General features: G+C 53.2%; 26 protein-coding genes. 9 read left to right on the forward strand and 17 right to left on the reverse strand.

Annotation, left to right across the window (positions count from 1 at the left end; genetic code table 11):
• The first annotated feature begins 25 nt into the window (after positions 1–25).
• Positions 26–703: a sterol desaturase family protein gene (locus FCL42_RS02660; protein ID WP_169308260.1), complete on the forward strand. Its 678-nt coding sequence runs from the start codon at positions 26–28 to the stop codon at positions 701–703.
• On the opposite strand, the gene FCL42_RS02665 is transcribed toward FCL42_RS02660, so the two are convergent.
• The 3 genes from FCL42_RS02665 to FCL42_RS02675 all read right to left on the reverse strand — a co-directional run bounded on the left by FCL42_RS02665 (position 700) and on the right by FCL42_RS02675 (position 2709).
• Entirely contained in the window at positions 700–1134 is a 435-nt protein-coding gene (locus FCL42_RS02665; protein WP_136861817.1) for a GNAT family N-acetyltransferase, read from the reverse strand. The two genes, FCL42_RS02660 and FCL42_RS02665, sit on opposite strands and share 4 nt — an antisense overlap.
• Before the next feature lie 66 nt (positions 1135–1200).
• Positions 1201–1569 (reverse strand): Cif family virulence factor, encoded by a 369-nt coding sequence (locus FCL42_RS02670; RefSeq protein ID WP_136861818.1) that lies wholly within the window; start codon positions 1567–1569, stop codon positions 1201–1203.
• 138 nt (positions 1570–1707) lie between these two features.
• Positions 1708–2709: an NADP-dependent oxidoreductase gene (locus FCL42_RS02675; protein ID WP_136861819.1), complete on the reverse strand. Its 1002-nt coding sequence runs from the start codon at positions 2707–2709 to the stop codon at positions 1708–1710.
• A 152-nt stretch (positions 2710–2861) separates the two neighbouring features.
• Between FCL42_RS02675 and FCL42_RS02680 the strand changes: the two genes are divergently transcribed.
• Together FCL42_RS02680 and FCL42_RS02685 are read left to right on the forward strand one after the other, a co-directional pair.
• The gene (locus FCL42_RS02680) at positions 2862–3305 is read left to right on the forward strand and encodes a MarR family winged helix-turn-helix transcriptional regulator (protein ID WP_136861820.1); all 444 of its coding nucleotides are present in this window, start codon (positions 2862–2864) and stop codon (positions 3303–3305) included.
• Positions 3302–3577 (forward strand): hypothetical protein, encoded by a 276-nt coding sequence (locus FCL42_RS02685; RefSeq protein ID WP_169308261.1) that lies wholly within the window; start codon positions 3302–3304, stop codon positions 3575–3577. Before FCL42_RS02680 ends, FCL42_RS02685 begins: the two co-directional genes overlap by 4 nt.
• 73 nt (positions 3578–3650) lie before the next feature.
• Here the strand turns inward: FCL42_RS02685 and FCL42_RS02690 are convergent, their stop codons facing one another.
• The gene (locus tag FCL42_RS02690; protein ID WP_136861821.1) at positions 3651–4496 is read right to left on the reverse strand and encodes a LysR family transcriptional regulator; all 846 of its coding nucleotides are present in this window, start codon (positions 4494–4496) and stop codon (positions 3651–3653) included.
• Positions 4497–4599: 103 nt separating this feature from the next.
• On the opposite strand from FCL42_RS02690, the gene FCL42_RS02695 reads away from it, so the two are divergent.
• Together FCL42_RS02695 and FCL42_RS02700 are read left to right on the forward strand one after the other, a co-directional pair.
• Entirely contained in the window at positions 4600–4914 is a 315-nt protein-coding gene (locus FCL42_RS02695) for a putative quinol monooxygenase (protein WP_136861822.1), read from the forward strand.
• Positions 4911–5900 (forward strand): Gfo/Idh/MocA family protein, encoded by a 990-nt coding sequence (locus FCL42_RS02700; protein ID WP_205729207.1) that lies wholly within the window; start codon positions 4911–4913, stop codon positions 5898–5900. Before FCL42_RS02695 ends, FCL42_RS02700 begins: the two co-directional genes overlap by 4 nt.
• Positions 5901–5946: 46 nt before the next feature.
• On the opposite strand, the gene FCL42_RS02705 is transcribed toward FCL42_RS02700, so the two are convergent.
• Entirely contained in the window at positions 5947–7056 is a 1110-nt protein-coding gene (locus FCL42_RS02705) for an NADH:flavin oxidoreductase (protein ID WP_136861823.1), read from the reverse strand.
• Between the two features lie 230 nt (positions 7057–7286).
• Positions 7287–8828, reverse strand: a complete 1542-nt coding sequence (nhaC, locus tag FCL42_RS02710) for a Na+/H+ antiporter NhaC (RefSeq protein WP_136861824.1) — start codon at positions 8826–8828, stop codon at positions 7287–7289.
• Positions 8829–9162: 334 nt separating this feature from the next.
• Between nhaC and FCL42_RS02715 the strand changes: the two genes are divergently transcribed.
• From FCL42_RS02715 to FCL42_RS02730, 4 genes are all read left to right on the forward strand, one after another.
• Positions 9163–9705 carry a hypothetical protein gene (locus FCL42_RS02715; RefSeq protein ID WP_136861894.1) on the forward strand — a complete coding sequence of 181 codons (543 nt, stop codon included), beginning with the start codon at positions 9163–9165 and terminating at the stop codon, positions 9703–9705.
• Between the two features lie 385 nt (positions 9706–10090).
• Entirely contained in the window at positions 10091–10663 is a 573-nt protein-coding gene (locus FCL42_RS02720; RefSeq protein WP_136861825.1) for a hypothetical protein, read from the forward strand.
• 188 nt (positions 10664–10851) lie between these two features.
• Positions 10852–12369, forward strand: coding sequence for a winged helix-turn-helix domain-containing protein (locus FCL42_RS02725; protein WP_136861826.1), 1518 nt, complete (start codon positions 10852–10854; stop codon positions 12367–12369).
• A gap of 138 nt (positions 12370–12507) precedes the next feature.
• Complete coding sequence (locus FCL42_RS02730) at positions 12508–13410, forward strand: hypothetical protein (RefSeq protein ID WP_136861827.1); 903 nt, start codon at positions 12508–12510, stop codon at positions 13408–13410.
• 59 nt (positions 13411–13469) lie between these two features.
• Here FCL42_RS02730 and FCL42_RS02735 read toward each other — a convergent pair whose 3' ends face one another.
• The 11 genes from FCL42_RS02735 to FCL42_RS02785 are packed head-to-tail and all read right to left on the reverse strand — an operon-like array spanning position 13470 to position 23248.
• Positions 13470–14645, reverse strand: coding sequence for a tetratricopeptide repeat protein (locus FCL42_RS02735; RefSeq protein ID WP_136861828.1), 1176 nt, complete (start codon positions 14643–14645; stop codon positions 13470–13472).
• Between the two features lie 49 nt (positions 14646–14694).
• Positions 14695–15327 (reverse strand): energy transducer TonB, encoded by a 633-nt coding sequence (locus FCL42_RS02740; protein WP_136861829.1) that lies wholly within the window; start codon positions 15325–15327, stop codon positions 14695–14697.
• Positions 15324–15737 (reverse strand): ExbD/TolR family protein, encoded by a 414-nt coding sequence (locus tag FCL42_RS02745; RefSeq protein WP_136861830.1) that lies wholly within the window; start codon positions 15735–15737, stop codon positions 15324–15326. The genes FCL42_RS02740 and FCL42_RS02745 overlap by 4 nt, the downstream gene beginning before the upstream one ends.
• Entirely contained in the window at positions 15727–16254 is a 528-nt protein-coding gene (locus FCL42_RS02750; RefSeq protein ID WP_136861831.1) for a MotA/TolQ/ExbB proton channel family protein, read from the reverse strand. The genes FCL42_RS02745 and FCL42_RS02750 overlap by 11 nt, the downstream gene beginning before the upstream one ends.
• Complete coding sequence (locus FCL42_RS02755) at positions 16251–17651, reverse strand: MotA/TolQ/ExbB proton channel family protein (protein WP_169308262.1); 1401 nt, start codon at positions 17649–17651, stop codon at positions 16251–16253. Before FCL42_RS02755 ends, FCL42_RS02750 begins: the two co-directional genes overlap by 4 nt.
• A complete protein-coding gene (locus tag FCL42_RS02760; RefSeq protein WP_136861833.1) occupies positions 17651–18382 on the reverse strand; it encodes a DUF3450 domain-containing protein in 732 nt (243 codons plus the stop codon). Before FCL42_RS02760 ends, FCL42_RS02755 begins: the two co-directional genes overlap by 1 nt.
• On the reverse strand, positions 18376–19206 hold the full coding sequence (locus FCL42_RS02765) for a hypothetical protein (protein WP_136861834.1): 831 nt from the start codon (positions 19204–19206) through the stop codon (positions 18376–18378). The genes FCL42_RS02760 and FCL42_RS02765 overlap by 7 nt, the downstream gene beginning before the upstream one ends.
• Positions 19203–19913 (reverse strand): hypothetical protein, encoded by a 711-nt coding sequence (locus FCL42_RS02770; protein WP_136861835.1) that lies wholly within the window; start codon positions 19911–19913, stop codon positions 19203–19205. The genes FCL42_RS02765 and FCL42_RS02770 overlap by 4 nt, the downstream gene beginning before the upstream one ends.
• Positions 19910–21211 (reverse strand): ATP-binding cassette domain-containing protein, encoded by a 1302-nt coding sequence (locus FCL42_RS02775; protein ID WP_136861836.1) that lies wholly within the window; start codon positions 21209–21211, stop codon positions 19910–19912. The genes FCL42_RS02770 and FCL42_RS02775 overlap by 4 nt, the downstream gene beginning before the upstream one ends.
• A complete protein-coding gene (locus FCL42_RS02780) occupies positions 21204–22253 on the reverse strand; it encodes a FecCD family ABC transporter permease (RefSeq protein ID WP_136861837.1) in 1050 nt (349 codons plus the stop codon). The genes FCL42_RS02775 and FCL42_RS02780 overlap by 8 nt, the downstream gene beginning before the upstream one ends.
• Complete coding sequence (locus FCL42_RS02785) at positions 22238–23248, reverse strand: ABC transporter substrate-binding protein (protein ID WP_136861838.1); 1011 nt, start codon at positions 23246–23248, stop codon at positions 22238–22240. Before FCL42_RS02785 ends, FCL42_RS02780 begins: the two co-directional genes overlap by 16 nt.
• Between the last annotated feature and the right edge of the window lie 2 nt (positions 23249–23250).

A 23250-nucleotide genomic window follows, 5' to 3' on the forward strand; every position in this document is an offset into this window, starting at 1 on the left:
TTGAAAAATGATCAGGGCAGGCTCAATGGACAGATTAGTGCAGCAGCGTCAGTTTCAGCAACGGTATCGTCAAGGGATTGGTCCTCATTATCACGGCTATGGTCATGGGATTTGTGTCTTGGCCATTGGCCTTGGGATCATCGGTTATTGTGTGTGGAAGTTGGAGCTGACCAATTGCCAGCCGTTGCTGACGGTGGTAGCTGCGCTGATCATTGCCAATGGTTTGGAGTATTTTGCCCATCGCCAGCTTGGACACAAACGAACTCGAATATTGCCGCTGTTTTATGAACGTCACAGTGGCGAACATCATCGATTTTTTACTCACCTCGATCCCCTGTGGCGAGATCATCGCGACTGGCGGGTGGTGCTGTTTCCCCTGTATCTGATCGTGGCGGTAGCGACCGCCAATGGTGCAGTGGCGTGGGGGTTGTCACTGCTGTTCGGTCCTGCGGTGGGGTATTTGTGGCTGATGACAACGGTGGCCGCCTACTTGTGGTATGAGGTGGCTCATTTCTGCTGGCACCTGCCTGAGCAGAGCTGGGTGTTTCGAATTGGTTTTTTACGCAGGATGCGGTTGCGGCACCTGATTCATCACCACCCATCGATGATGAATCGAGTCAATTTTAATATCACCTGGCCGCTATTTGACTACTTGTTAGGTACCGACAGTTTGAATTCGCAGATGATGAACACCAAGGGCTAGACCTCGGCGTGCAGCTCCTTTTTCAGGAAAAAGCTGGTGTAGCCAGGGGGCATGTCATCGAGCTGAGCAAACTTGTGATAGCTCATCTGTTGGTAGAACTCTAAAGCGAGGTAATTGGTGGTTTTGATGAAGATGCCGTGGGCACCTCTGGCATCGGCGAAGGCTTCAAGTTGCGCCAGCAGCCGCGCTCCGACGCCTTGACGACGAAGATGCTCCAACACCCAGATGCCGTCGATATGTAACCAGCCAAGCTTGAGCTCGCCAGCGATACCGCCACAGATCTGCCCTTGTTCATCTTTGACGAAACAGGAGATGGTTTCGTGTTGAAGGCTGCCTGCAACGGCGTCATTAAAGCCGATAAGTCCCTGCTTTAGTGCATCGACTTCATCGGTGTTTGGCGGAGCAACCGGAGTAAACTGCAAACAATCCATGTGGCTTCTTATCGTAGCTATCCAAAGCTCTAAACTAACCACAGTCGCCCAAGGTTGCAAATCTGGTCAGTTTGTCTGCAATGAAAATTGGTCGTAAATCAGTTTCCAATGGCCATCATTTTGCCGTTGCCAATGTTCCAAGGTGATGACGCCGTAGCCGATATTCATTTGCCAATTGGCACCCAGATGAGCGTTATCGTCATCGATCAATTTAATCCAAGTTTGCTGGTAGTGAAGGTCGTAGGCACCGGAATCCAGAATGCCTTGCCAAAAGTCATGAATGGCCTGACGTCCTTGAAATTCTCCCAGTGGCGTTACTTTTAAGATGGCGTTTTCGGTGTAGCTGGCAGCGCAGTAGCTGATATTTTGATGATTGAATTGATTGATCCAGTTCTGGCTGGCCTTGATGACGTTGAGCAGGGCGTGATGATGCATAACCCACTCCAGAGATGACGAAGTTTGAGTTAATTGTAGAACTTTGGCGGGCGGTGTGGTGGAAGGGACAAGGGGACCAGTCACTCAGGCCGGGAAGGAAGGAGCAGCCCGAGTGACCAGTCGATAACTCAATGCAATTTATGGATTCAGTTGTACCAGCATTTTGCCGGTGTTTTTACCGGAAAACAGGCCAATGAAAGCCTCTGCGGCGTTTTCCAAACCCTGATAAACGGTCTCTTCGCTTTTTACTTTACCTTCGGCCAACCATTGACCCATCTGGGCGGCAAATTCGCCATAGTGCTGCCAATGGTCGAAGACAATGAAGCCCTCAATTTTTAGCTTTTTGATGATGAGGTTAGCCAGGTTGGTCGGGCCAGCTTGAGGCTCCATGGCGTTGTAGTGGGCAATCATGCCGCACAGGGCAATGCGGCCATAATCGTTCATGTGGTTTAGCGCCGCTTCTAGATGCTCGCCACCCACATTCTCAAAGTAGACGTCGATGCCGTTTGGGGCCGCTTCACCAAGGGCGACATTGAGATCCTCTACCTGCTTGTAGTTGATTACCTTATCAACACCCAGGGACTTCAGCAGTTCTACTTTATCAGCTGAGCCGGTAGATCCGATGACCGTGGCACCTTGGAGTTTGGCGATTTGACACACGGCGCTGCCAACGGCGCCGGAAGCGGCAGATACAAATACGGTATCGCCAGCTTTTAGCTCGGCAATCTTATTCAGGCCGACCCAAGCGGTCATGCCTGGCATGCCCATGATGCCAAGGAAATACTGCAGCGGCAGGCCGGTTTCTGGCACTTTGGTGAGGCCTTCGCCGTCGCTGATAAAGTGGTTACGCCAGCCCAGCATGCTGCTGACCTTGTCGCCAACGGCAAAATCGCTGTGGTTCGAGGCGATCACTTCACCGATGGCACCGCCCTCTAAGGCTTCGCCGATGGCGAATGGGGCGATGTAGCTTTTACGGTCGATCATGCGGCCGCGCATGTAAGGGTCAACGGACATCCACAGGTTTTTTACCAGTAATTGACCGTCAGCCAGCTCAGGTAGTGATTGGGATTGCAGTTCGAAGTGCTCTGAATTTGGCAGGCCTTGTGGGCGCTGTTTAAGGGTAACCACTTGAGTTTGCATCGAATATCCTTATCAGAAATTAAATGTTTTGTGCGCTAATTAATTGAGAGCATCCTAAGTCAATTTAGGTTTGCGATCAAATGGTTTGTGCGCTAACTATTTTGTTTGCCCGATGAATTTGGTTACACTGTGGCGCCAATCAAGGAGAGCTCATGAAACCGAAACTGTCTGATAACCTCTGTTTTGCTATCTACAGCGCCAGCAATGCCATCACTCGAGCCTACCGCCCCCTTCTGGAGCAGTTTGATCTAACCTACTCCCAGTATCTGGTGCTGCAAAGCTTGTGGTTGGAAGATGGGGTTAGCCTCAAGTCTTTATCGGAACAGGTGATGCTTGACCCTGGCAGTTTGACGCCGGTGGTGAAACGCCTCGAAGCCAAAGGCATGCTATCGCGCCGAATCAGTGAGCAGGATGAGCGGCGTAAGGTGATCGCGTTGACTGAGTCGGGCAGAGCACTAAAACAGCAAGCCTGCCAATTGAAATCTCAGTTGGAAGCCAAAGCGGGAATTGAATCTGCTCAGCTGGATCAGTTACGGGATCAATGTTGGATGGTGGTTGAGCGATTGAACCGAGCTGGCAATGAGGGGGATGCGTGAGCAAGCAGGTAGATAAGATGCTGGCCAGTCACAAGCAGTTGGTTCACAGCGCGTTTCAAAAAGTTAGCTCCCACGTTCAGCGCCAGCAGGATGAGTGGTACCTCAATACCTTAATGATTGAGGGCCACAACGTGCCCTTTAAGTACAAGCGCAAGCAGCCCTATCAAAGCCTCAAAGGGGCGCGGATGAATTTGACCTATTATCCCACCACCGAGTCGGTTGCCGGAATGGAGATCGAAGTGATGAAAGTGGTGCGCCTTAAGCGCAGCTGATTGGCGAGTTGTCTGTTCTCATCATTCGTTGTCACTCTCTAGTCATTTAGGCTCAGAGCAGGGAAGTCTTGGCTCAGTGATTGCCTAAACGGTCCATCAAAAACTCGATAACGGTAAGGTTTTTTAGGGGCTGCTGCCCCGGTTGATACAACAGATTTATCGGCATCGGAGCCGGTGCATAATCGCTAAGAATCTCCACCAGTTCGCCACTGTCCAGTGCATCCTGAAGCAGTAACTTAGGCTGAAGGATTACGCCGCCCCCTGCTAATGCCGCTTGTTTTAAGACATTGCCACTGTTGGTGGTGAGTCGAGGCCGAGGTAACAAACGCTGGCCGCTGCCGCCATCGAAGCCAAGGCAGTGATGCTCCACAAGCATTTTGGTGTGGCTCGGTACGCCGTGTTGTTTGAGGTACTGTGGCGATGCGCAATAGCAAAGTGGGTAGTAGCCTAGAGGTCGAGCAATAAGGGCGGTTTCCCCTAACTCACCGATGCGAATCAATAGGTCAACCTGTTCATCGAACTTGATGCGGGCATTATCCAGTTGCAGCTCGATATCAATCTTTGGATGCTGAGCCAGTAAGTCGGCCATCAGCGGGGCAATCACCAAGTTGCCATAGGTAACTGGGGCGTTCAGTCGGACTAGGCCCCTAGGCTGTTTGGTAATGCGCTGCAGTTCCTCTTCCACCTGTTGCATCTTTTCCAACATCTGTCGACACTCAGCAAGGTAGAATTGACCCGCTTCCGTTAAGGTTTGTCGCCGTGTTGTACGGCTAATCAAGCTGGTGCCAAGGCGCTGTTCTAGGCTGCGGATGTGTTTGCCAACCATGGTGGCACTGAGGTTGAACTGCTCGGCAACGCGAGCAAAGTTGCGCTGCTCGGCCACCGCCACAAACACCTTCATACTGTGGATCTTATCCATGATTAAACACTATTGGTTTATAAAGTTGGTAACCAATAATGGTTTTTCTACTGGGGGCAGTCAATTAATCTGGTGCTATTGAGCCATCAGTGAGAGTCAAATCATGTCCAATCCCATCAGTCTGACCGCAAAATTGCGGTTATTGCCCGAGGTTGACCTTCAGCAAGGCCTTGAAGCCATTAGTCAGTTTTGCGCTGATATGCGCAGCGAACTCGGCTGTGGTTTTGCTCATGCCATGCAAGAGGCCAGTGACCCCAGATCGGTGATTCTTTGGGAGCAGTATCGAGATGCTGAGGCGCAGCAAGCTCATTTTGCTGCAGAGCACACCCAAGCCTTTATCGAGTCTGGCATTACCGAGCTGGTGTCGGTGTCAGAAGGCACGCTGATCAGTACGGACTATTTAGGAGCACAGTCATGAGTCAATCACTGCGCTGGGGCCTAGTGGGCACCAGTTTTATCTCCGGTGTGATGGCCGATGCCATCCGCCTAGAGGGACGAAGCGAGATCACCGCAGTCGCTGGCCGCAATGAGGAGCGCTTGACTGAGTTCGCCAATCAGCATCAGATTGCAGGGCGCTACACCGATTATGAGGCGCTTATTCGCAGTGATGAGGTCGACATTGTTTACATCGCGCTGCCCAATCACCTGCATACTGACTACGTCATCATGGCGGCCAATGCGGGCAAGGCGATTGTGTGCGAAAAGTCATTGTCTGTGGATGTGGTTAGCGCCAAGGCGGCTCTGGCTGCGGTGGAACAGGCTCAGGTATTTTTCGCCGAGGGCTTGATGTATCTAAATCATCCGCTGGTGGCAGAGCTGCTCAATCAGTTAGATTCTGGAGTCATTGGTGAACTTAAGAGCGTTCAAGCCAGTTACAGCGCGGCGATCTCTCAGTTCACCAACCCCGGCAGTAAAGGCGCGCTGTTTAACCTTGGTTGTTACCCATTGTCGCTGCTGCACCGAGTTCTGAGTCACCTCAACGTGACCACCAAAGCGCTACCAGAGCTAACGGGATTTGGTCGAATTGGTGAGGATGGCAATGTGGTCGAGTCCAATGTGGCGCTGCAGTTTGATTGCGGCGTGGTCGCCCAGCTTCACACCGCCGAAGACTACGGCCTTAAGCATCAGTTTGAGCTGCTCGGTAGCAAAGGGTACCTGCGCTGTGACAGCAATCCGTGGTTGCCGGCGGCAAACAATCGCTTAGTGGTGGCTGAGTATGAACAGCCAGAGCGAGTCGTAGAGGTGGATGCACAGGGCGATGCGTTTTTGTATCAGGTTCGTCACGTCATTGATGCCCTTGAGGGGGGCGAGATTGAACTCTGCTACCCAGCGGCCAACCGTGACGATTCCATGGCGATCATGAAGATGTTGTGTCGCTGGCATGAGAGGGTAGAAACGGAATAGCAAAACGGCCGCATGATGCGGCCGTTGGTTTAGTTAGCGGGGGAACTCAGCCAAACAGCGCCTTTTTGCGGGCTTTATTGACGATGCAGAAGTTGCCCCGTTTGGTACGGCATTTAGAGCAGCGCTCGCACTCAATGGCAGAGAAATCCCCTTGTTGCCAGCGCTGAATCAGTTTGGGCTCAGATAGCAGTGGCCGCGATAGGGCAAACATCTGAATGTTAGAGCTTGTTGCCAACTGTTCGATGGCATTGAAGTCTTTTAGACCGCCGACGGTGACCACCGGAATGGTCAACTCCTGACTGACTACTTCGCCATATTCTCGGAAATAACCTTCGCCTTGCAGGGTATGGCCATCGAATTTTTGGCCCACCATGGTGTCTGCTTTGCCGTGAATGTTACCGGAGAGCACAATGGCGTCGACGCCGACCTGCTCCAACTTTCTGCAGATAATTCGAGTTTCCTCAAAGGTGAGGCCGCCATCAAAGAATTCGCTGGCGGTCAGTTTCACCAGAATTGGGAACCTGTTGCCAACCAGTTTGCGGGATTCTTGGTAGATCTCCATCAGAAAACGCATGCGGTTTTCTAAGCTGCCGCCATACTCATCTTGTCTGCGATTGTAGTAGGGGCTGAGAAACTGGTTGATAAGATAGGTATGAGCCCCGTGGATCTCGACACCATCAAACCCCGCGTCTTTGGCACGTTTACAGGCATTGGCAAAGGCGGTCACAATGTAGTGAATCTCCTCTTTGGTCATCGCCTTCCCTTGGGTTTGGGTGCCGCGCTCAGGGACGTCACTTGGGGCGAAAATGGTGCGCTCGCCAACCTCAAAGGTGGTTTTGGTGCCACCATAAGCGATCTGCTTGACGATCTTGGTACCATATTGGTGCACCAAGTCGGTCAACTTTTTATAGCCCTCTATGAAGGAGTCATCGTAGATCCCCATCATGCCTGCATTGGGCTTTTCCTCTTTGACCACATTGGCGTAACCGGTGACGATCAGGCCCACTTCCCCTTGGGCCAACTCTTCATAGATGTCATACAGGGTGTCGGTCATGTGACCGTCCTCTGTCGCCATATTTTCCCAGGTTGCACTGCGGACAAAACGGTTCTTCAGCGTCATGTTGCCGATGCGAGTTTCTGAAAACAAAATGCTCAAGGTGGTGTTCTCACTGGTTGCTGGAGGAAGGGCGCCGTTATCGAATCGGCGAGGGCGGCGAGTCTACCCTAAAGCATGAAAAAATGCGGCAAAGATAGGGGCGTCAATGGTGCCATAAGCAGCTGAGATGCCAATTTTGAGTGGAAGGGCGCTTTTTGGAATTCATTCCTATGGACTTTAACACTCACCACGCCATTAGGTTGTGGCGTGGTGAGCAACAGGGCAAAGGGTTAGGCGGAGGCGGGATTTTGGTTGCCAGTCGAGCGCTGCTGTAACTGCTCAAGGCCAGCTTTGGCTTGAGGCAGTTTAAGCACTTTCCAGCCAAACAGGGCGCAGACAATGCCCACCAGCGGGCTTAGCCAGTTAAAGAACGCGTAGAGCGCATACTCCAGCGGCCCCACCCCCAATACCGAATGCATGTAGGCACCACAGGTATTCCACGGGATCAGCGCTGAGGTGACGGTGCCGCCATCTTCAATAGCACGGGAGAGGTTCTCTGGCGCTAAGTCGCGCTCCCCATAAGCCCCTTTGAACATGCGTGCTGGCATGACTACCGAGATGTACTGATCCGCAGAGATAACATTGACCCCAAAGGCGGTGAAGATGGTGGTGACGATCAGTCGGCCGCCACTGTGTGCTGCGGCAATCAGCCCCTCAACTAAGCGCTTAAGCAGCCCAGTGGTCTCCATCACTGAGCCAAAATACATGGCGGTCATGATAAGCCACACGGTGCCGAGCATGGAGCCCATGCCACCGCCACTGACCAGATCGTTCAGATCGCTATTACCAGTATCAATGCTGACACCTTGATAGAGAGCCTGCCAGATCACCATCACGTTCTGTTGCCATGTTGGGCCCTCGGCAGCCAAGTTTGCGATCAGCTGCTGCTGAAACAGCAGAGCCCAGAAGCCACCGACGATGGCACCGATGCTGATGGCAGCAAAGGCAGGTACCTTGGCCAGAGCCAGCCCTAAGGTGATCACCAGTGGTAGCAGCAGATGCCAACCCAGGGCAAAGTGTTGCTCTAACCCCTGAGTCAGTTGATTAAGGCGCTCTGGAGAGAAGTCGCCACCGTCTTGCAGACCAAGCAGGGTAAACAGCAGCAGACTGACCAGAAAAGCCGGAACCGTGCTCCAAAGCATGTGACGAATGTGGCTGAACAGATCGGCGCCGGCAATGGCGGGGGCAAGGTTGGTGGTATCGGAAAGCGGTGACAGCTTATCGCCAAAGTACGCGCCGCTGACGATGGCACCTGCGGTAATCACCGGTGAAAGGTTCATGCCGGTAGCCACGCCTATTAGGGCGACACCAATGGTGGCGGCCACGGTCCAGCTGCTGCCGATGCACAGCGCGACCACGGCGCATAGAATGCAGCTGGAGACATAAAACAGATCCGGATTAAGTAGCTGCAGGCCGAAGTAGATCATGCTGGGTACGGTGCCCGCCAGTAGCCAGGTTCCAATTAATGCGCCAATGGAGAACAGAATTAAAAACGCCCCTAGAGTCAGGCTCATGCCCTTAGTGACACCGGCTTCAATATCGGCCCAGCGGTAGCCATTTTTAAGACCAATCAGGGTGGCTAAACCGCCACCTAGCATCAGAGCAATCTGGTTCGCGCCAGAGGAGGAGTCGTCGCCAAATAGGTATACCGACAGTGCCAATAAGAGAATCAACACCACAACTGGCAGTAGGGCATCGATTAGGCTTGCGGATTTGCGGGTGGATGCTGTCGAGCCGACCGGGCTTGGCGATGGGGAATCGTTGCGGGTCATATCAATCCTTTACGTTCAGGGGCCGCCATTGACGCTTGCTTGCGTGATGTAGGCTGCCGTCGGCAGAATTTCCCTCTGCCGTGTTTTCGTTATTGTTATCAGTTTGTTGCTTCACAACACTCTACGGTAATTGTTGGGTTGAAGAAACCTTTTGCTGGGAGTTGGCTCAGGCCCAGTTGGAAACTTAATTGCGCAGCTGACTGGGTAACTTCCATATTTTCATTGGCTTATGCTAAGTTAGCGCTTCACTTATCAGGGCCTGTTCGCCCAAGGATGGAGAATAACAATAATGACAATCCAAGCTTTTCCTGCGCTTTGTAGCGCCATTATTGGTATGGCAATGGTGAGCTCTGCGGCGGCCACCACCAGTGAGCAAAACCAGTTTTTTGAGGCGTTATCGGCCCATTGTGGTAACGCCTATGAAGGCGTGGTAACCGCTGGCAACAGTCATGATTCCGCTTTCAGCAGTCAAGTGTTGGTGATGCACGTGCGCGAATGCAGTGATGAAGTGATTAAGGTGCCATTTCACGTGGGAGAGGATCACTCTCGAACCTGGGTAATCAGTAAAACGCCCTATGGCTTACATTTGGCCCACGACCATCGACATCAAGATGGCAGTGAAGACAAGGTGACGATGTATGGCGGCATGACCGCAACCATGGGCAGCGCCAACGAACAGTCGTTTCCAGTTGATGCACATTCGATTAATAACTTTCGCGAAAACGGCCTTGAGGCCTCCATCACCAATGTGTGGCACCTGTATCTGACCAACGATGAGTTTAGCTATCGCCTAACCAGAGAAAACCGATACTTTCGGGTCGACTTTGATCTGACGAAACCGGTTGCGCTGCCGCCGGTACCATGGGGGCACCAATAACCAGCGTCACTTACGTAAACCTTTTTCACACCCGACCCCTAGTCGGGTGTTTTATTCTCTGCGCCCAGTATTGCTGCTCTCTGAATTTCCCTTCGCCTCCCTCGTGAAGGACGTCGGTGCTCTCGCTTGCACTTTGCTTTAACAGCGACTTATGTGCCTACTTTGACTCAACGCCAGTGACACCGGCTCGATTGCAACCTGGCACCAGTGATGAGTCATGCCCTGTTCCATTAACGCAATTCGATTTCGAACGTGATTCTCAGTATTAGGTGGAGAACCATTTCTGAGGGGTTGATCACCTTTAGTGATTTGATGATCTGGAAATGGTTGCAATTTGAGTTGCTGGCAACTAAGTTGTTCGCAATCTAATTAAAAGGAACGTTTTATGAAATCGCTAATGACCTTGGCTTTAGGTGCCCTTATCAGTGTCAGTGGGGTAGCGGCCGAACTTGAGGTTAATGCAGAAGACTTTCAGTGCATTACCGATATGACACCGGTTCGTGGCTTTTACGTTGATAACCTCATTGAGGGCAAGTTGGCCGATACCGTGGCCATCGCCGAGGCGGAGCAGGGCGTTTATCCTCCTGGCTCTGTGGTGCAGCTGGTTCCTACTGAGGTGATGGTTAAGCACCCCAAGGGCTTTAGTGCAGCAACTAACGATTGGGAATTTTTTGAGCTAAATGTCTCTCCAGAAGGCTCCGTTATTCATAAGCGCGGCTTTGTTGACGTGGAAAATCGCTTTGGCGGCAACTGCTTCGCTTGCCATATTAAGGCCGAGCCTAAATACGATTTCGTATGTGAAAGTGACCATGGCTGTGACCCGATTCCGCTGTCGCTGGAGGTCAAACGCCTGCTGCAAAAACTCGATCCACGCTGTGAAATCAAATATCAGCCAACCCCTGAAGAGATGGACGCACTGCAGAAGTTTCGAGCTTCATTGACCGCCAATCGCGGATAAATGCCATTTCGGGTACTGGCTACACACTATCGCGGTGGGCAATCAGGCCTGCGGCGCGTGGGGTACCAAAATAAGCTGGTACCCCATGTTTTTCATCTAAGTTTTGTGAGGCGATTAAAGACGGCCTCAAGATTTTTGCAGGCAATCGCTTTATACTGTGCCGTCACGTTTAACTCTCCAGTGATGGCATGCACAACCTCCTCGAACAAGCAAAATCCAGCGGCAGCTCAATTGCGATTGCCCAACTGATCTATCACCCGAAAACGCAAACGTTGTCAAAACAGGGGCAGCCCATTGATCTGGAGCCGCGCACCCTTGAGTTGCTTGAGTTGCTGCTCACTAGCGTTGGCCAGCCCATGGCCTCCAGTGACATTATTGATGCCATCTGGCAGAGTAAGTACATCTCTAAGAATGTACTCACCAACCGCATCAGTACTTTAAGAGCGATCTTTCAAGAGCAGATGCCCGATGAAGATGCCGCTAAATTGCTGGTTACCTATCCCCGTAAGGGTTACTTTCTCAATCCTGCCAGTGTTGGCCTTAATCAATCCTTGCCTCAGAAAACGCCAGCGGCAGAGCCTGTGGCCGAAAGCCAAACTGAACCTTCTCGTCGCCAGCTTAAGTTGGCGTACGGTTGCTGCCTCGCGTTACTTTGCTGTGTGGTAGCACTTTTAGCCGTGGTGTGGCAGCAGCAAGGGGTCTCCTCACAAGAGGCGAGAACTCAGTCCCTCATTCCTAAGGTGGAGCTGCTGCTAAATCGCATAGATGTGCTTGGACCTACGGCAACGGCATATCGTACTGCTGTGAAAGCCATCTTGCTTCAGCAACAGGTGGAATACCCGTACACAGACATCGCCAACCAGGATGCGCCCAGCTACTTTTTGGATCCGTTAACACAAACACCGTTTTTCCCCGGTGCTCGAAATATGCGAACCAGCGATTACCTGGTGAATCTGGAGCTGAAAGATGGCTCGGAGGCTGGAATCTTAAAAGCGCAGCTTAGCGTGATAAACCCGTCATCGGACAAACTGGCATTTCGCCATCAGTATCGAATTCGAGTGGCAGAATTGCAGTCGGATCTATTTCGGATTCACGCAGATATGGTCGCCTACTTTAATTTGCCGAAGCCATCTAAGAGTCATTGGCAGTTATCTGAGAAGCATACTGATTTGCTGATGAGAGGAGAGGTGTCACTGGATCAAATCTCGACAATGGATGAGTTTACCGCCAATACATTGGCTCGCCATTTGGCCCTGTTTGAGCGTGATGATGCGGTCATTGAAACGTTCATTGATAAAACGCAATTGGCGTTTGATATTTTGCCAGATGAACTCAGCTTATGGATGGGATTATTGCATTATAAAGTGGGTAAGTTGGATAAGGCGAAGGCTCTGCTGACGACGCCTCTTGGGGATTCATTAATCCAAAATGCGCTCATCTACACCTTTGTTTCCCATATTGCATTTAAGCAAAATAAACTGGACCAGTTTCGCCTTAATTATATGGAGTCCTTGGTGGCTTTACTTCGGGTGATGCCGTCCGAGGCGCTGTTTGAGCGTTTGTCTCAGCCGGAGTCGAAACAAACCTGTTTGAAGCCATGGACCGAGCTTAAGATAAGCGTTAAAGATGAGGTGTTGGTACGACGCTGGCGCAGCCTGATTGAGGAGCATTGCTCCAATGTGGGGTCGATAACCAACCCTAATTAAATCAGTGGTATAAGTACAAAATTAGGCTTTTGTTACTCCCCGTTTGTTTTTGTTTTTTGCCCTGATTGAGATGGCGACCCTAAGATGCGTGCAAACGTCAATTCCCCGCCTAGGGGACTCAATTAGGATTGCCACACTATGCGAAAAACGCTCTCGATTCTTGCCATTGCCACCCTAACTTTATACGGCTGTGGCGGAGGCTCCTCCGGTTCCTCCGGTTCCTCCGGTGGGGATAAAGGCACAAAGGTGACGGTTGATTACCCAATAAAAAATGCCAAGTTTGCGCCAACTCTTACTGAGAAATGGAGTTATGAGCTGAGTCGCAATAAAGCGACACCCAATAAGTTTGACATTGCATATAAGGTATTAACCAGCGAACAACTGCTCGAAGTTCTAGAGCAGTCTGAAGATGCCAAGCTGTTTATCCCCATCGTTAATGATCTCGTGAATTTCGGTGTTAAAAAGTTCTACTTTAGCGATGAGAACAACGGCGGTGAGATTAGCCATTCACTGTATTTCGCAGGGACCGATGGCGCGCTGCATGAAATCGATGACGCTTATGTTGCTGGTCGAAATGCGTTTAAGATGGTCGATTTGATGAAGACCAGCCCGTTATTTCGCTTGAGCGGTGATGACGTCAAAGAGAATGATCCAAACATCTCAATCGGTGGTGATACCATTTCAGAATCTCTGACATTGAGCGGTGGGCTAATTAAAGTGATGCTGGAAGATTTTGAAGGCTACGAATGGCTGGACAATCTCCCTGATACTGCGGTGTGCAAAACCCACTGGCAGCAAAGCATTAATGAAACTGGGGTTCGTAAAACCCTTAGCGTGTCTGGTAAGAAGGTTGAAACGGCCTATCTGGAAGAGAAAAATACCTACAATTTGCGTTGTGATGAGATGGACTCCATGGAGTTCTCCAGCAAGGCTACCCGTTGGTTTAATCCTCGTTTAGGCATCGTTGAGCAGTCGGAAACCTTCGATGCCAATCAGGTAACCATCGAAGCTCAAGAGTTGACGCTTTCTGCGTTTAAGTAAACGAGGCAGATAATAAGATTGGGCCGCAGAGGCAACTCTGCGGCCTTTTTCCGTTGTGGCTATTGCGGCTGAGTGTAGTAGTTCAGCGCGCGAATCAGGCTGGTGGCGGTACTGTGGTAACCGCTGAGTTGGCCTAGCTCTCGGTAGCTCAGCTCAGCTTCAGGCCATTGGCCGCTAAGCCAATGACTTTGGGCGATGGCCAGCAGCGCTTGAGCACGGTGTCGTAGCCGTTGCTGACGCTGAGTTTTTAAGGTGTTAGCGTCTCGCCCAGACAAGGTGCCAATGCCTACCTGTTGCCATTTGGCTCGCGCTTGTGTGGCTTTGCCTAATGCCGCCAGTAATTGCCCTTGCAGCAGTGTGAGTTGATCTTGCTCTGTTGACGTTAATTCCTGCCCCTTTGCCATGCGTTCGCTGGCATCAAAGCTTTGCTGGTAATGACCAGACCACAGCCCAAAGTAGAGGCAGTTGAGGCTCAGAGCGTCACCAGAAAGGGCTAAGCATTCTGATGCTAGGTCAAAAGCGTGCAGTTGTCCGTAGAGTGGAAACAGCGCCTTTTGATGAAGTTGAGAGTGTGGCTGCAGCAGGCGTACGGTTTCCAGCGCCGCCGCCGCTTGAGTGAAATGCTGCTGTTGCAGATGGCTTTGAGCCAGCAATTGCCAAGCCTGAAGCTCATCACTGTGGCTCAAATTGGGCTGCGACAACCATGCCTTAAGTAGTTGATTAAGCCCTTGCCAACGCTCCAGTGCCAATAGGGCGTAGGCTTTGATGGGCCACCAATGGTAAGGCTGCTGGGTCTTGCCTTGGGGGTTATTGTCCAGAGTCAGCACCGATAGGGTTTTGGCGTACTCGTTGAGTTGATATAGGGCATAGCCATGCAGGTAACGCAGGGCCAGATCCTGTTTCGCCCTGGGTACCCTAGACAGCAGCTTGGCCACCTCGGCAAAGCGTTGCTGGCCAAGCCAAAGTTCGGCTAGCGATTGAATGATCAGTGGGTCATGAGGATGATGCCTATGCCCCTGTTGCCAGCAGCGACTAGCACTGTCTCGGTTGTTCGCTTCTTGATAGGCGCGGCAGCCATAGTGAAACAGAGGGGCGGGCACCGAGGCCTTATCCAAGTGCGGGGCGATAAGCTCTGCAGCCAGTAGAGGCTCTCCTTGCTCGAGCAGCTTTGACGCCTGTTTTACCACTTGATATTGAAGCCCTGACAGACCTTGGGGAGTGGCAACGACAGGCAAGCACCACCCAAGTAAGGCTGCGCTTATCCATGCCCTGATCCAGCGAGCATTAGTTAAGTTGAAAATTGATGGGCACATCTACATACACCGATACGGCTTGTTGATTGATCTCCGCCGGCTTAAATCGCCAGCGTTTGGCGGCGGTGAGCGCCGCTTGGTCGAATAGGTGCTCAGGCTCAGCGGCTTGCACTTCTGCCTCCATCACCTCTCCGGTTTCGCTGACGACCAACCTTAAGGTGACTTTGCCAGCAATGCCTTGGCTGCGAGCGGCCACAGGCATTTGCGGTGCCACGTAATGAAGCAACTTGGGTGGACTGTCCACATCCTGAAGGCTGGCCAATCCCTGTGTTAACGGCGGGGCAGTGAGCTGAGTTAACCTCGGTTCAATCAGGGCAATGGGGGCCATTTCAACGACCACGGTCGACGTTTGGGTCAAGGTTGGGCTTAACGCCAGTGGCTGCGGCTTAGTATTGATTTTTACCTGCTTGGGCGTGACCGGTTTGGGCTTTTGCTTCGGTGCTGGCGGCGGCAATGTGATGGGGGTAATCGATCTACTTGTCGCGGCTTGCGGCGCGACCTGCTGGCTGTGGTTGAGCGCTTGGGGCAGATAGATGACCAGCAAATAGCACAGGGGCAGCGCCAACATTAATCGGCCCAAGACATTGACCAGCTTAGAGATCATGGACGGCTACCTACAGGCTCTGTGGCCACCGAGCTGTTGCTAATGCCCGCTTGCTTGGCGATGTCCAGCGCCTTGATGGTGACGCCAGTTGGTGTGCGGCTGTCTGCCACAATCAGCAGCTGTGCATGGCTGGTGGTGACTGCGACCTGTTTTAGAGTGGCGGGCAAATAGTAGATGTCCAGCTCCTGCTGTTGCCAATAGAGGCGGCCACTGGCATCGATGGTTAATATCAGCGGCGTGCCCGGTGTCGCTTCACTGCTGCTCGCTTTGGGACGGTCAATGTCAATGTTGTGCAGGCGGACAAAACTGGTGGAGACGATAAAAAAGATCAGCAAGATAAACACCACATCCAGCATCGGGGTCATGTTTATCTCGTTATCACTGTTTTGAGTAAAGCGGTTACTTAACATGATGTGGCTCCGAAGTGGTTGGGCAACTGAGTCTGGCCCATTGGCTGCGGGTCTTGGCCAAGCGCCGACGCCACAAAAACGCCATCAAAAGCCCAGGGGCACCAATAAGCAGGCCGGTCTGAGTGGTGATCATCGCCATGGCGATGCCATCGGACAGGGCTTTTCCATCGTGCAGACCGGTGTAGGAGAGGGCACTGAACATGGTGATCATGCCATTGACTGTGCCCAGCAGCCCCAACAGCGGCGCGGTTGTTGCCAGCAAGGTAATGGCCTGCAGTTGTCCCTGTTGGTGCCACAGTGCCGACTCGAGATTGAGCTTATCAAGGCGCTGCTCCAACCAACCCAATTCACCATTTGTTGTGTGGCTGGGAAGCTTGTCGGCGCTTTGGGAAAACAACATGTCGGCGGCCAGGTAGAGCATGGCAAAACAGCACAGCAGCAGCGGCCACATGACCGGGCCGCCTTGCTGCAAGTAAGACAGTAGCGCCGCCGATTGATGATGGAGCCAGTGATTCATCTGCGAGGTCCCTCAGCCGCTGCTGCGCGGGCTTCTGGTTCGGCCAGCCCTTTGGCCCGCTGAGCCAGCAACCACGCGCAGTGGCGCTCCATGTCCAGGGTCAGTCGCTGGGCTCGGCGCTTGAGTGGGTGCAGCAGCAGTAGCAGGGGAATTGCCACCACCAAACCGACTTCAGTGGTAATCAGCGCCTTACTGATGCCGCTGGACAGCAGTTTAGGTTCGCTGTTACCAAACTGAGTTAGGCTTTGAAAGGTCTCTATCATGCCGCTAACGGTGCCTAAAAGCCCCAACATGGGCGCCAATGCGGCGAGCAGGCCAATTAAGCCTAGCCCTCGCTCAAATCGACCTACCTGATGCAACATCCCCTGTTTAAGGGCGTAGTCCATCCCCTGAAGCTCCTGATGACAGGCTCCCTGTGCCAGCACCCATTTGGCCGGGGTTCGTCTGTCATGATTCTCTGTCAGAACCTGTGGTTCATGTTGCTCTTCTTTGTCGCCGATGGGGCGCCAATAGAACAGCCGTGCCGCGCACCACATTAGCGTCAGCATGCCAGCGGCAGCTACCGCGAGCAGTGGCCACAGCAGTTCGCCCCCCTGTTTGATGGTGTGCAGCAGCCCTTGAGGCTCAGCCAGAAATGGCAGCAGTGCCCCTTGGCTGATGTCCATCATGAGGGTGTCGCCACCACCTAGCCACTGGTGGTTTATGGCGGCGGCATCACCATCGATGGCGATAAATCGGTTTTCGTTATCCACCAGACCAATGTCACTGCCTTGGGTAGCCATAATCATGGCGGTGCCCAGCAAGGTCAGTGTGGCATTGGCGCTTTGACCATTACGGTTAATTACTGTGGCGTCTTGCGTTTCGATGGCTGCGCTGGCGCGAATGTCTGCCATGGCGTAGTCGATTAAGGTGCTGAGCTCGTTGATGGCGGGGAAGTGAGGGGCTGCCAGTTGTTGCGTCAACCAAGGCTGTCTTTGAGGCATCAGCTGGGCGGTGGTGCTGTGTTGCCAACGTTGACCTAGGCCAGAAAGGGCCTGCTGATAGCTACTTTGGACCAACTCAAGATCCGCTTCGGCCTGCTGTTTTTTCTGCTTTAGCTGCTGTTTTTGTTGCTGCAGCTGTGCAAGCGTATTCTGCAGTTGCTTGAGCTTGGCTTGTTTACTCGCTAGGTCGGTTTTCAGAGAGGCTGTGGTGGCTTGAGTTTGTTGCTGCTCTTGGGTTAACCGCTGTTGCCACTGTTGGTTACTCGCCCGCATGTTTAAGGCTTTAGCGTTGACCTGCGCTTCCAGAGAGGGCTCTTCTGGCTGTTTTGGGGCGGAGCCAGTTTGACCATGGCTGGCAGTGGCAACCACAGTGAAGACTGCTGCAATCAAACAGAAGCGGTAATTTGAGCTCATCATTGCTCCCCTTTATGTGGCAGCGGAAGGGCCAGCAATTCGGCGCGCTGCTGGTTTTTGCTGATGGCGATGGCGTCCTTGATGGCGCTGGCGTAACGAGGATCTAGGGTTTTCCAGCCGCCGAATGCAGTATCGAAATAGGCATTCACACTGCCATCTTGGCTTTGAGCTAACCACAGCAGGCGACCCAAGCGGAAACTGGTGACCTGAATGTTTTGCCCTTGCAATTGGATGGGGTGATTGGCCACTACGCTGCCATAGCCCTGATCCACTTCTATTTGGATCACCTCCATGAGGCGACGAAATCGCTCCGCCTGAGGGATGTCGGCGTTATCGAGACTTTGGCGGAAAAAGCGTAAGCGGCGCTGGCGCTCCTCGGTAAGAAACGGCATGTCTGCGGCCACCAGCCGCTCTAGCTCGGCGTACCACACCTCCAAACTCGGCTCCAACTGCTGAGCAATGGCATCAATGTTGTTGAGCTCGTCGGTTAGCGTTGCAATTTGCTGTTGCTGCTCGGTGACTTGACGTTCCAGTTTGGCGATTTGAAACTCGGTCCAATACAGCTCGGCCAGCGCCTGCTGCTGTTCGCTGTGTTCAATCGCTTTTTGTTGTTGCCACTGTTTGGCTTTAACGCCGATGGCGGCAGATTCAGCAATCGGTGCACTGAGGGTGTCGGTGATGGTATCCACATTAACGCCAGTGGCGGCGCAAAAAATGAGAGCCGTTAACATCTGGCTTTCTCCGAGGGTGAGGAAAACAGGACTAAATGGGCTAGATGCAAAATCAGGCTAATAAGCAGCGCCAGATAACAACCTAGAAACCAGCCACTGAGGGGATTGTTGGTCAGAGTTAGGCTAACCGTGAGAGCATCATCTTCTTGGCCAAATGGCACGTAGAAATCGGTCAGCGTGATGCTGCGATTGCCAAAGGTCAGTGGCGTCAAAAAGCCCGCTTGACCATGAATGGGTCGAATGGAGCCTTCTTGGATAATGCGCAAAAATGCCCAATTGAGGTTGGGATCAAACTGCTCTAGGCTTCGACGGGTGATTCGCCCCGCGGCGGTGTGCCCGGATTGGTCTTGACGAATCAAGGCCAGATCGTTGCCATACTCAATTTGGGTTAGCTCAATTTGATGGCCTTCAAACCGGGCCGATTCTCCCACCTTGAGCTGCACGTGTTGCGGATGGTGAGCCCAGAGGATATCCAAGCCGTGGCAGGCAAACACCAGCAGCGTGAACAGATGAATGGGCAGCAGCATGAAGTGGCGATGACGCAGCTTCTTTCGGCGCCACAATGGCCACAGCGTTTTGTAGCTGCAGACCAAGGTGTTGATGCCCAGCAGGGCAAACAGTGACACTAGGCTTAGTAACCAGAGAAGCAAAACCGGATTGTCCTGCATCAACGGCCCCCACTGGATCAGTGGCATCTGATTCAGCTGTTTTAATGGCCAGCGATAGCCCCAAAGATCGGCAAGCCCCATCCCAAGGGCAAACCAGAGGGCGGCCAACACCAGCAGCGCGCAACCAAGGCGCATCGAACTAAAAAGGCGCATCATAGTAATCGATATCCCAGCTGCAGCAGGGCGATGAAGCTCAGTAGCATCGCCTTAGCTCGGTTTTGTTGCTGCTGGGTTCGCATCCAACGAGTCGGAAAATGAAACACCAAAATCAGTAACAGGTAGAACAGGGCGGAGAAGAAGAAGTGACTGCTCCAGCTCCAGCTGTGTCCCCAACCTTGCATGGCCCAGTAGCTTCCGGCGATCTCACCTGCCAGGAACAGCGTGCCGGAGAGCAGCGCCAGTAAGTGACAGTTAAAACTCAGCTCTGAATCCGGGTGACTTTGCAGCAGCCAATAGCCGACGGCGCTGGCGATAACGCAGCCCAGAGTCAGTGGCCGAGATAGGAAAAACAACTGAGCCCACAGATAATCGCCCATGGCGCTGGTCTCTGAAGGAGTGGTAAAGCTGGCAGCGATGACCAGCAGTGCCAAGGCGACTCCTGCGGTTACCATCAGAAACTTTCGGTGTGCTCGGCCTCCAGCTAAGGGCAGTACACTCAGTGCGCACAGCAAGCCTGCTGAGATCAGCAGCAGGCATTGGGTGCTGCTGACGGGAAATTGCGGCAGCGTGAGCGCTAAGTGCAGCAGCCAGATGCCAGAAAACAGAGCCAGTAGAACATTGACAGTCCAAGGCCAGTATCTCGCCAGAGGCAGCGCTCGGGTCAAGCGAGCCCGTTGATTAGGATGGGCGTGGTGTGGGCTCATGAGCGGCAAAACTCCTGCAATAAGGCATAGGCATTGGGATCGCTCGCTTCGACGACGCTGGGGTTGCCCAACTGCCAATACTCAATGGCTTTTTCGATCAGTGATGGGCGAACCACCCAGATCTGCTTGCGTTTTGGCTCCGAGAGTAGGGCGGCGATGGCTTTGGCAAAACCGCCGTTTTTAAACTCCATCGGCCCAATTTCATCCACTAACCACACCCCCATATGGGAGGCACTTTGCGGTGTTAAGGCATCCAGACCCAGCTCAAGTCCGGCTTTCGAAAATTGAAACCGGGTGTTGGTGGTGGGGTCGAATTGGTCGCGGCGCTGGCCAAATTGGGTTCTGGCGAGAGTGCGAACATTGATGATGTCGCTACTGAAACGGCGGCCATCCCGCATCTCTCCAGGGCAGATGATGCCGTTAAGGTCGAGGTCGCCATCGACGTTTTCAGTAATAAGCTTTTCAAGCAGCGTGGTTTTTCCGCTGCCCGATTCACCGGTCAATAGCAGCAAGTTTGGCGCTTCTGAACAGAGCAGATGTTGGGGCATGAAGACCTCCTGATGAGCAATGGCGGCGGATGCGGTGGTTAGGCCATAGAGGCGACTAAGGTTGTAGGGCGTCATTACGTCGCTGGTGTTGCCGAACGCCAATGGAGAGCCGTGGTCCATCATCAGCACCTTGTCAGCAAACAGCTGAGCCAGGTTGGGATCGTGCAGGATGGCCACCACGCAGGTCTGCTTCTTCAGACAAGCCTGTTTGACAAGATTCAGCATGCGGTAGCGGTTGCGATAATCCAGATGGTTGGTGGGCTCATCCAGCAGCAGCAATTGCTGACTTTGCACCATGGCCCTGGCAAGCAGTAACAGCTGGCGCTCGCCGCCGCTGAGTTGGTTGTATTGACGCTTTGCCAGATGGGAAATGCCAAGTTCGGCCATCTGCGTTCGCGCGTGAGCGTGATGGGCAGAGTTGGGGCTTGCGAAGGCACTAAGATAGGGAGTGACGCCCATCAGCACCATATCCAGCCCGCTAAAGGCAAACGCCGTGTCTTGCTGCTGGGGCACTAAGGCAACCCGTTTTGCCAGCTCTCTTGGTGCCAGCTCCTTAAGGCTTTGCTTGCCGATGCGGATTTCGCCACAGGCGATGTCGCGCTGGCCTAACAGGCAGTCAAACAGGGTGGATTTGCCGACACCATTGGCGCCGAGGATAGCAACAAACTCTCCGGGCTTGGCTGAGAAGCTCAGCGCATTAAGCAGAAGCTTGTCTTCCACGTGGCACTGTAGGTTTGACACATCAAGCATGATGACCTCGATGCCAAGAGGTGCGATACAGCAGATAGGCGAACAGGGGCGCGCCAATAATTGAGGTTACAATGCCGACGGGCAGCTCCATGCTGAAGCTGCTACGAGCAATGCCGTCAGCCACCACCATAAAACAGGCGCCGGTTAGCGTGCTAAGGGGCAACAGTTTGAGGTGATCCGCACCGGTGAGGGTTCGAACCATGTGGGGTACCACCAGTCCGATCCACGCCACTTGGCCTACCACGCTGACGCAAGCCGCCACCACAAATGAACTGATCACCGTCAGTATCAGCCTTAACCTCGCGGGAGACAGGCCTAAACTTTGGCTCTGTTTGTCGCCCAAGCAGAGCACATTGAGCTGATAGCGCAGCAGATGGGCGATTAGGTAACCGATGATGATGGCGGGTAGCAATTTGCCAACGCTACCCCAGCTGCTGGTGGAGAGCGAGCCCATCAGCCAAAAGACGATGGCGGGCAGTTGGCCGTAGGGATCCGCCAGTATTTTTAGAATCATCAACGCGGCCCCGAACAGGGAGCCAACGATGATGCCGGTCATGATCATCACCAGCAGGCTGTTATTGCCCACTTTTTTTGCCATGGTGATGGCGATGGCCGCCGCCGCCAAACCGAAACCAAAGGCCAAAACTTGTACCGTTAACCAGCTGCTAAAGGGCAACAATAAGCCGAGGGCGGCACCAAACATGCAGCCGGAGGTAACACCGAGAATGTCTGGTGACACCAGTGGGTTACGAAACACACCTTGATACAAGGTGCCAGCCATGGCCAATCCGGCGCCGATAAGCAGCGCCATTAGCAACCTAGGTAGACGAACCAGTAGGATCACCTGTTGCTCTGGGCTGAGGTCAACCGGCAGAGGCGAACCGGTAATCAGCGCCCAAAGTACCTCTGGCAGTCGGCTTAAGGTCGACAGAGAGTCCGCAGCCGTCACGCCAAATCGACCACAAAGCAGCGCCGCGATGGCGATGATCGTGGTTAACAGCAATAAACTCGACAGCTGGCTGAGCTTTAATCGTGCTTGCATGGTGCTCCGGTGGCCGGGTCTTTGGTATCTGGTAGCGGCGATAGGCAGGCCTGACCCAATAGCTGCTGGTAGAAGTCCGCAACAACGGCGCTGACGTCGGTGTCGTTAAATTGCTGAGGGTGTACCTGACTGGCGAGGTAGTAGGCTCCGGCAACGGCCACCGGCGAGGGCATGTGCCACAGTGCACCGGAGGGGAGGGTGACTCGGGGAAGCTTGGACAGGTAGGCCAGCTCGGTGGCGTTAAGCTGCTGTGCTAGGCGGCCATTCTTGCCCTGTTCCAAAACCAGCATCTCTGGCTGCCAGCGCAGCAGTTGCTCAAGGTTAATTTTGGGGTAAAAGCCGGGAACGTCGGCGGCAACGTTGGTGATGCCGGCCAGCTCCAGCAGCTGATGTTGATACATCTGGGCATTGACGCTGCGATACAGGTCGCCGCCATTGCCATAGTACCCACGAACTGGGGTTGTGGAGGCGAGTTTGCGAGTTAGCTCATCAATGAGTTGGCCGCTGAGCTGCTGATAGCGCAGTGCCTGGGCTTGATGGCCGGTGGCTTTGGCGATAAGGTCCATCGCTTGTTGCACCTGCTCTAACGACTCGGCTTTGATCAGCAGCGCGGCAATGCCAAGTTGTTGCAGCTGTTCGGCCAGACGAGCGCCGTCCTTTTTGTCGTTAATCAGCACCAGATCCGGTTTTAAACCGATGATGGTTTCAAGGTTGATGCCAGCGGAGCGACTGCCTACCTGAACTGGCGAGCGGCCAGCAAGTAACCCTTTGACCAGCGACTGACGTTGATCCTGATTGGAGATCCCCACCAACTGATCCTGAAGGCCAAGGCTTAGGGTAAAGATGGTGGCGGGCATGTAGGTGGTGACTAGGCGCTTGGCTGGAGCAGACAGGACGACGGTGCGTCCTGTCATGTCGGTAAGCTGGAGCGGCGCTGCCGCTCCAGTGGATACCAGACTCCATAGGCAAAGCCCAATAAGGAGTGTTTTGTTCATGA

It is taken from the genome of Ferrimonas aestuarii (assembly GCF_005116665.1).
GTDB classification, from domain to species: Bacteria; Pseudomonadota; Gammaproteobacteria; order Enterobacterales; family Shewanellaceae; genus Ferrimonas; species Ferrimonas aestuarii.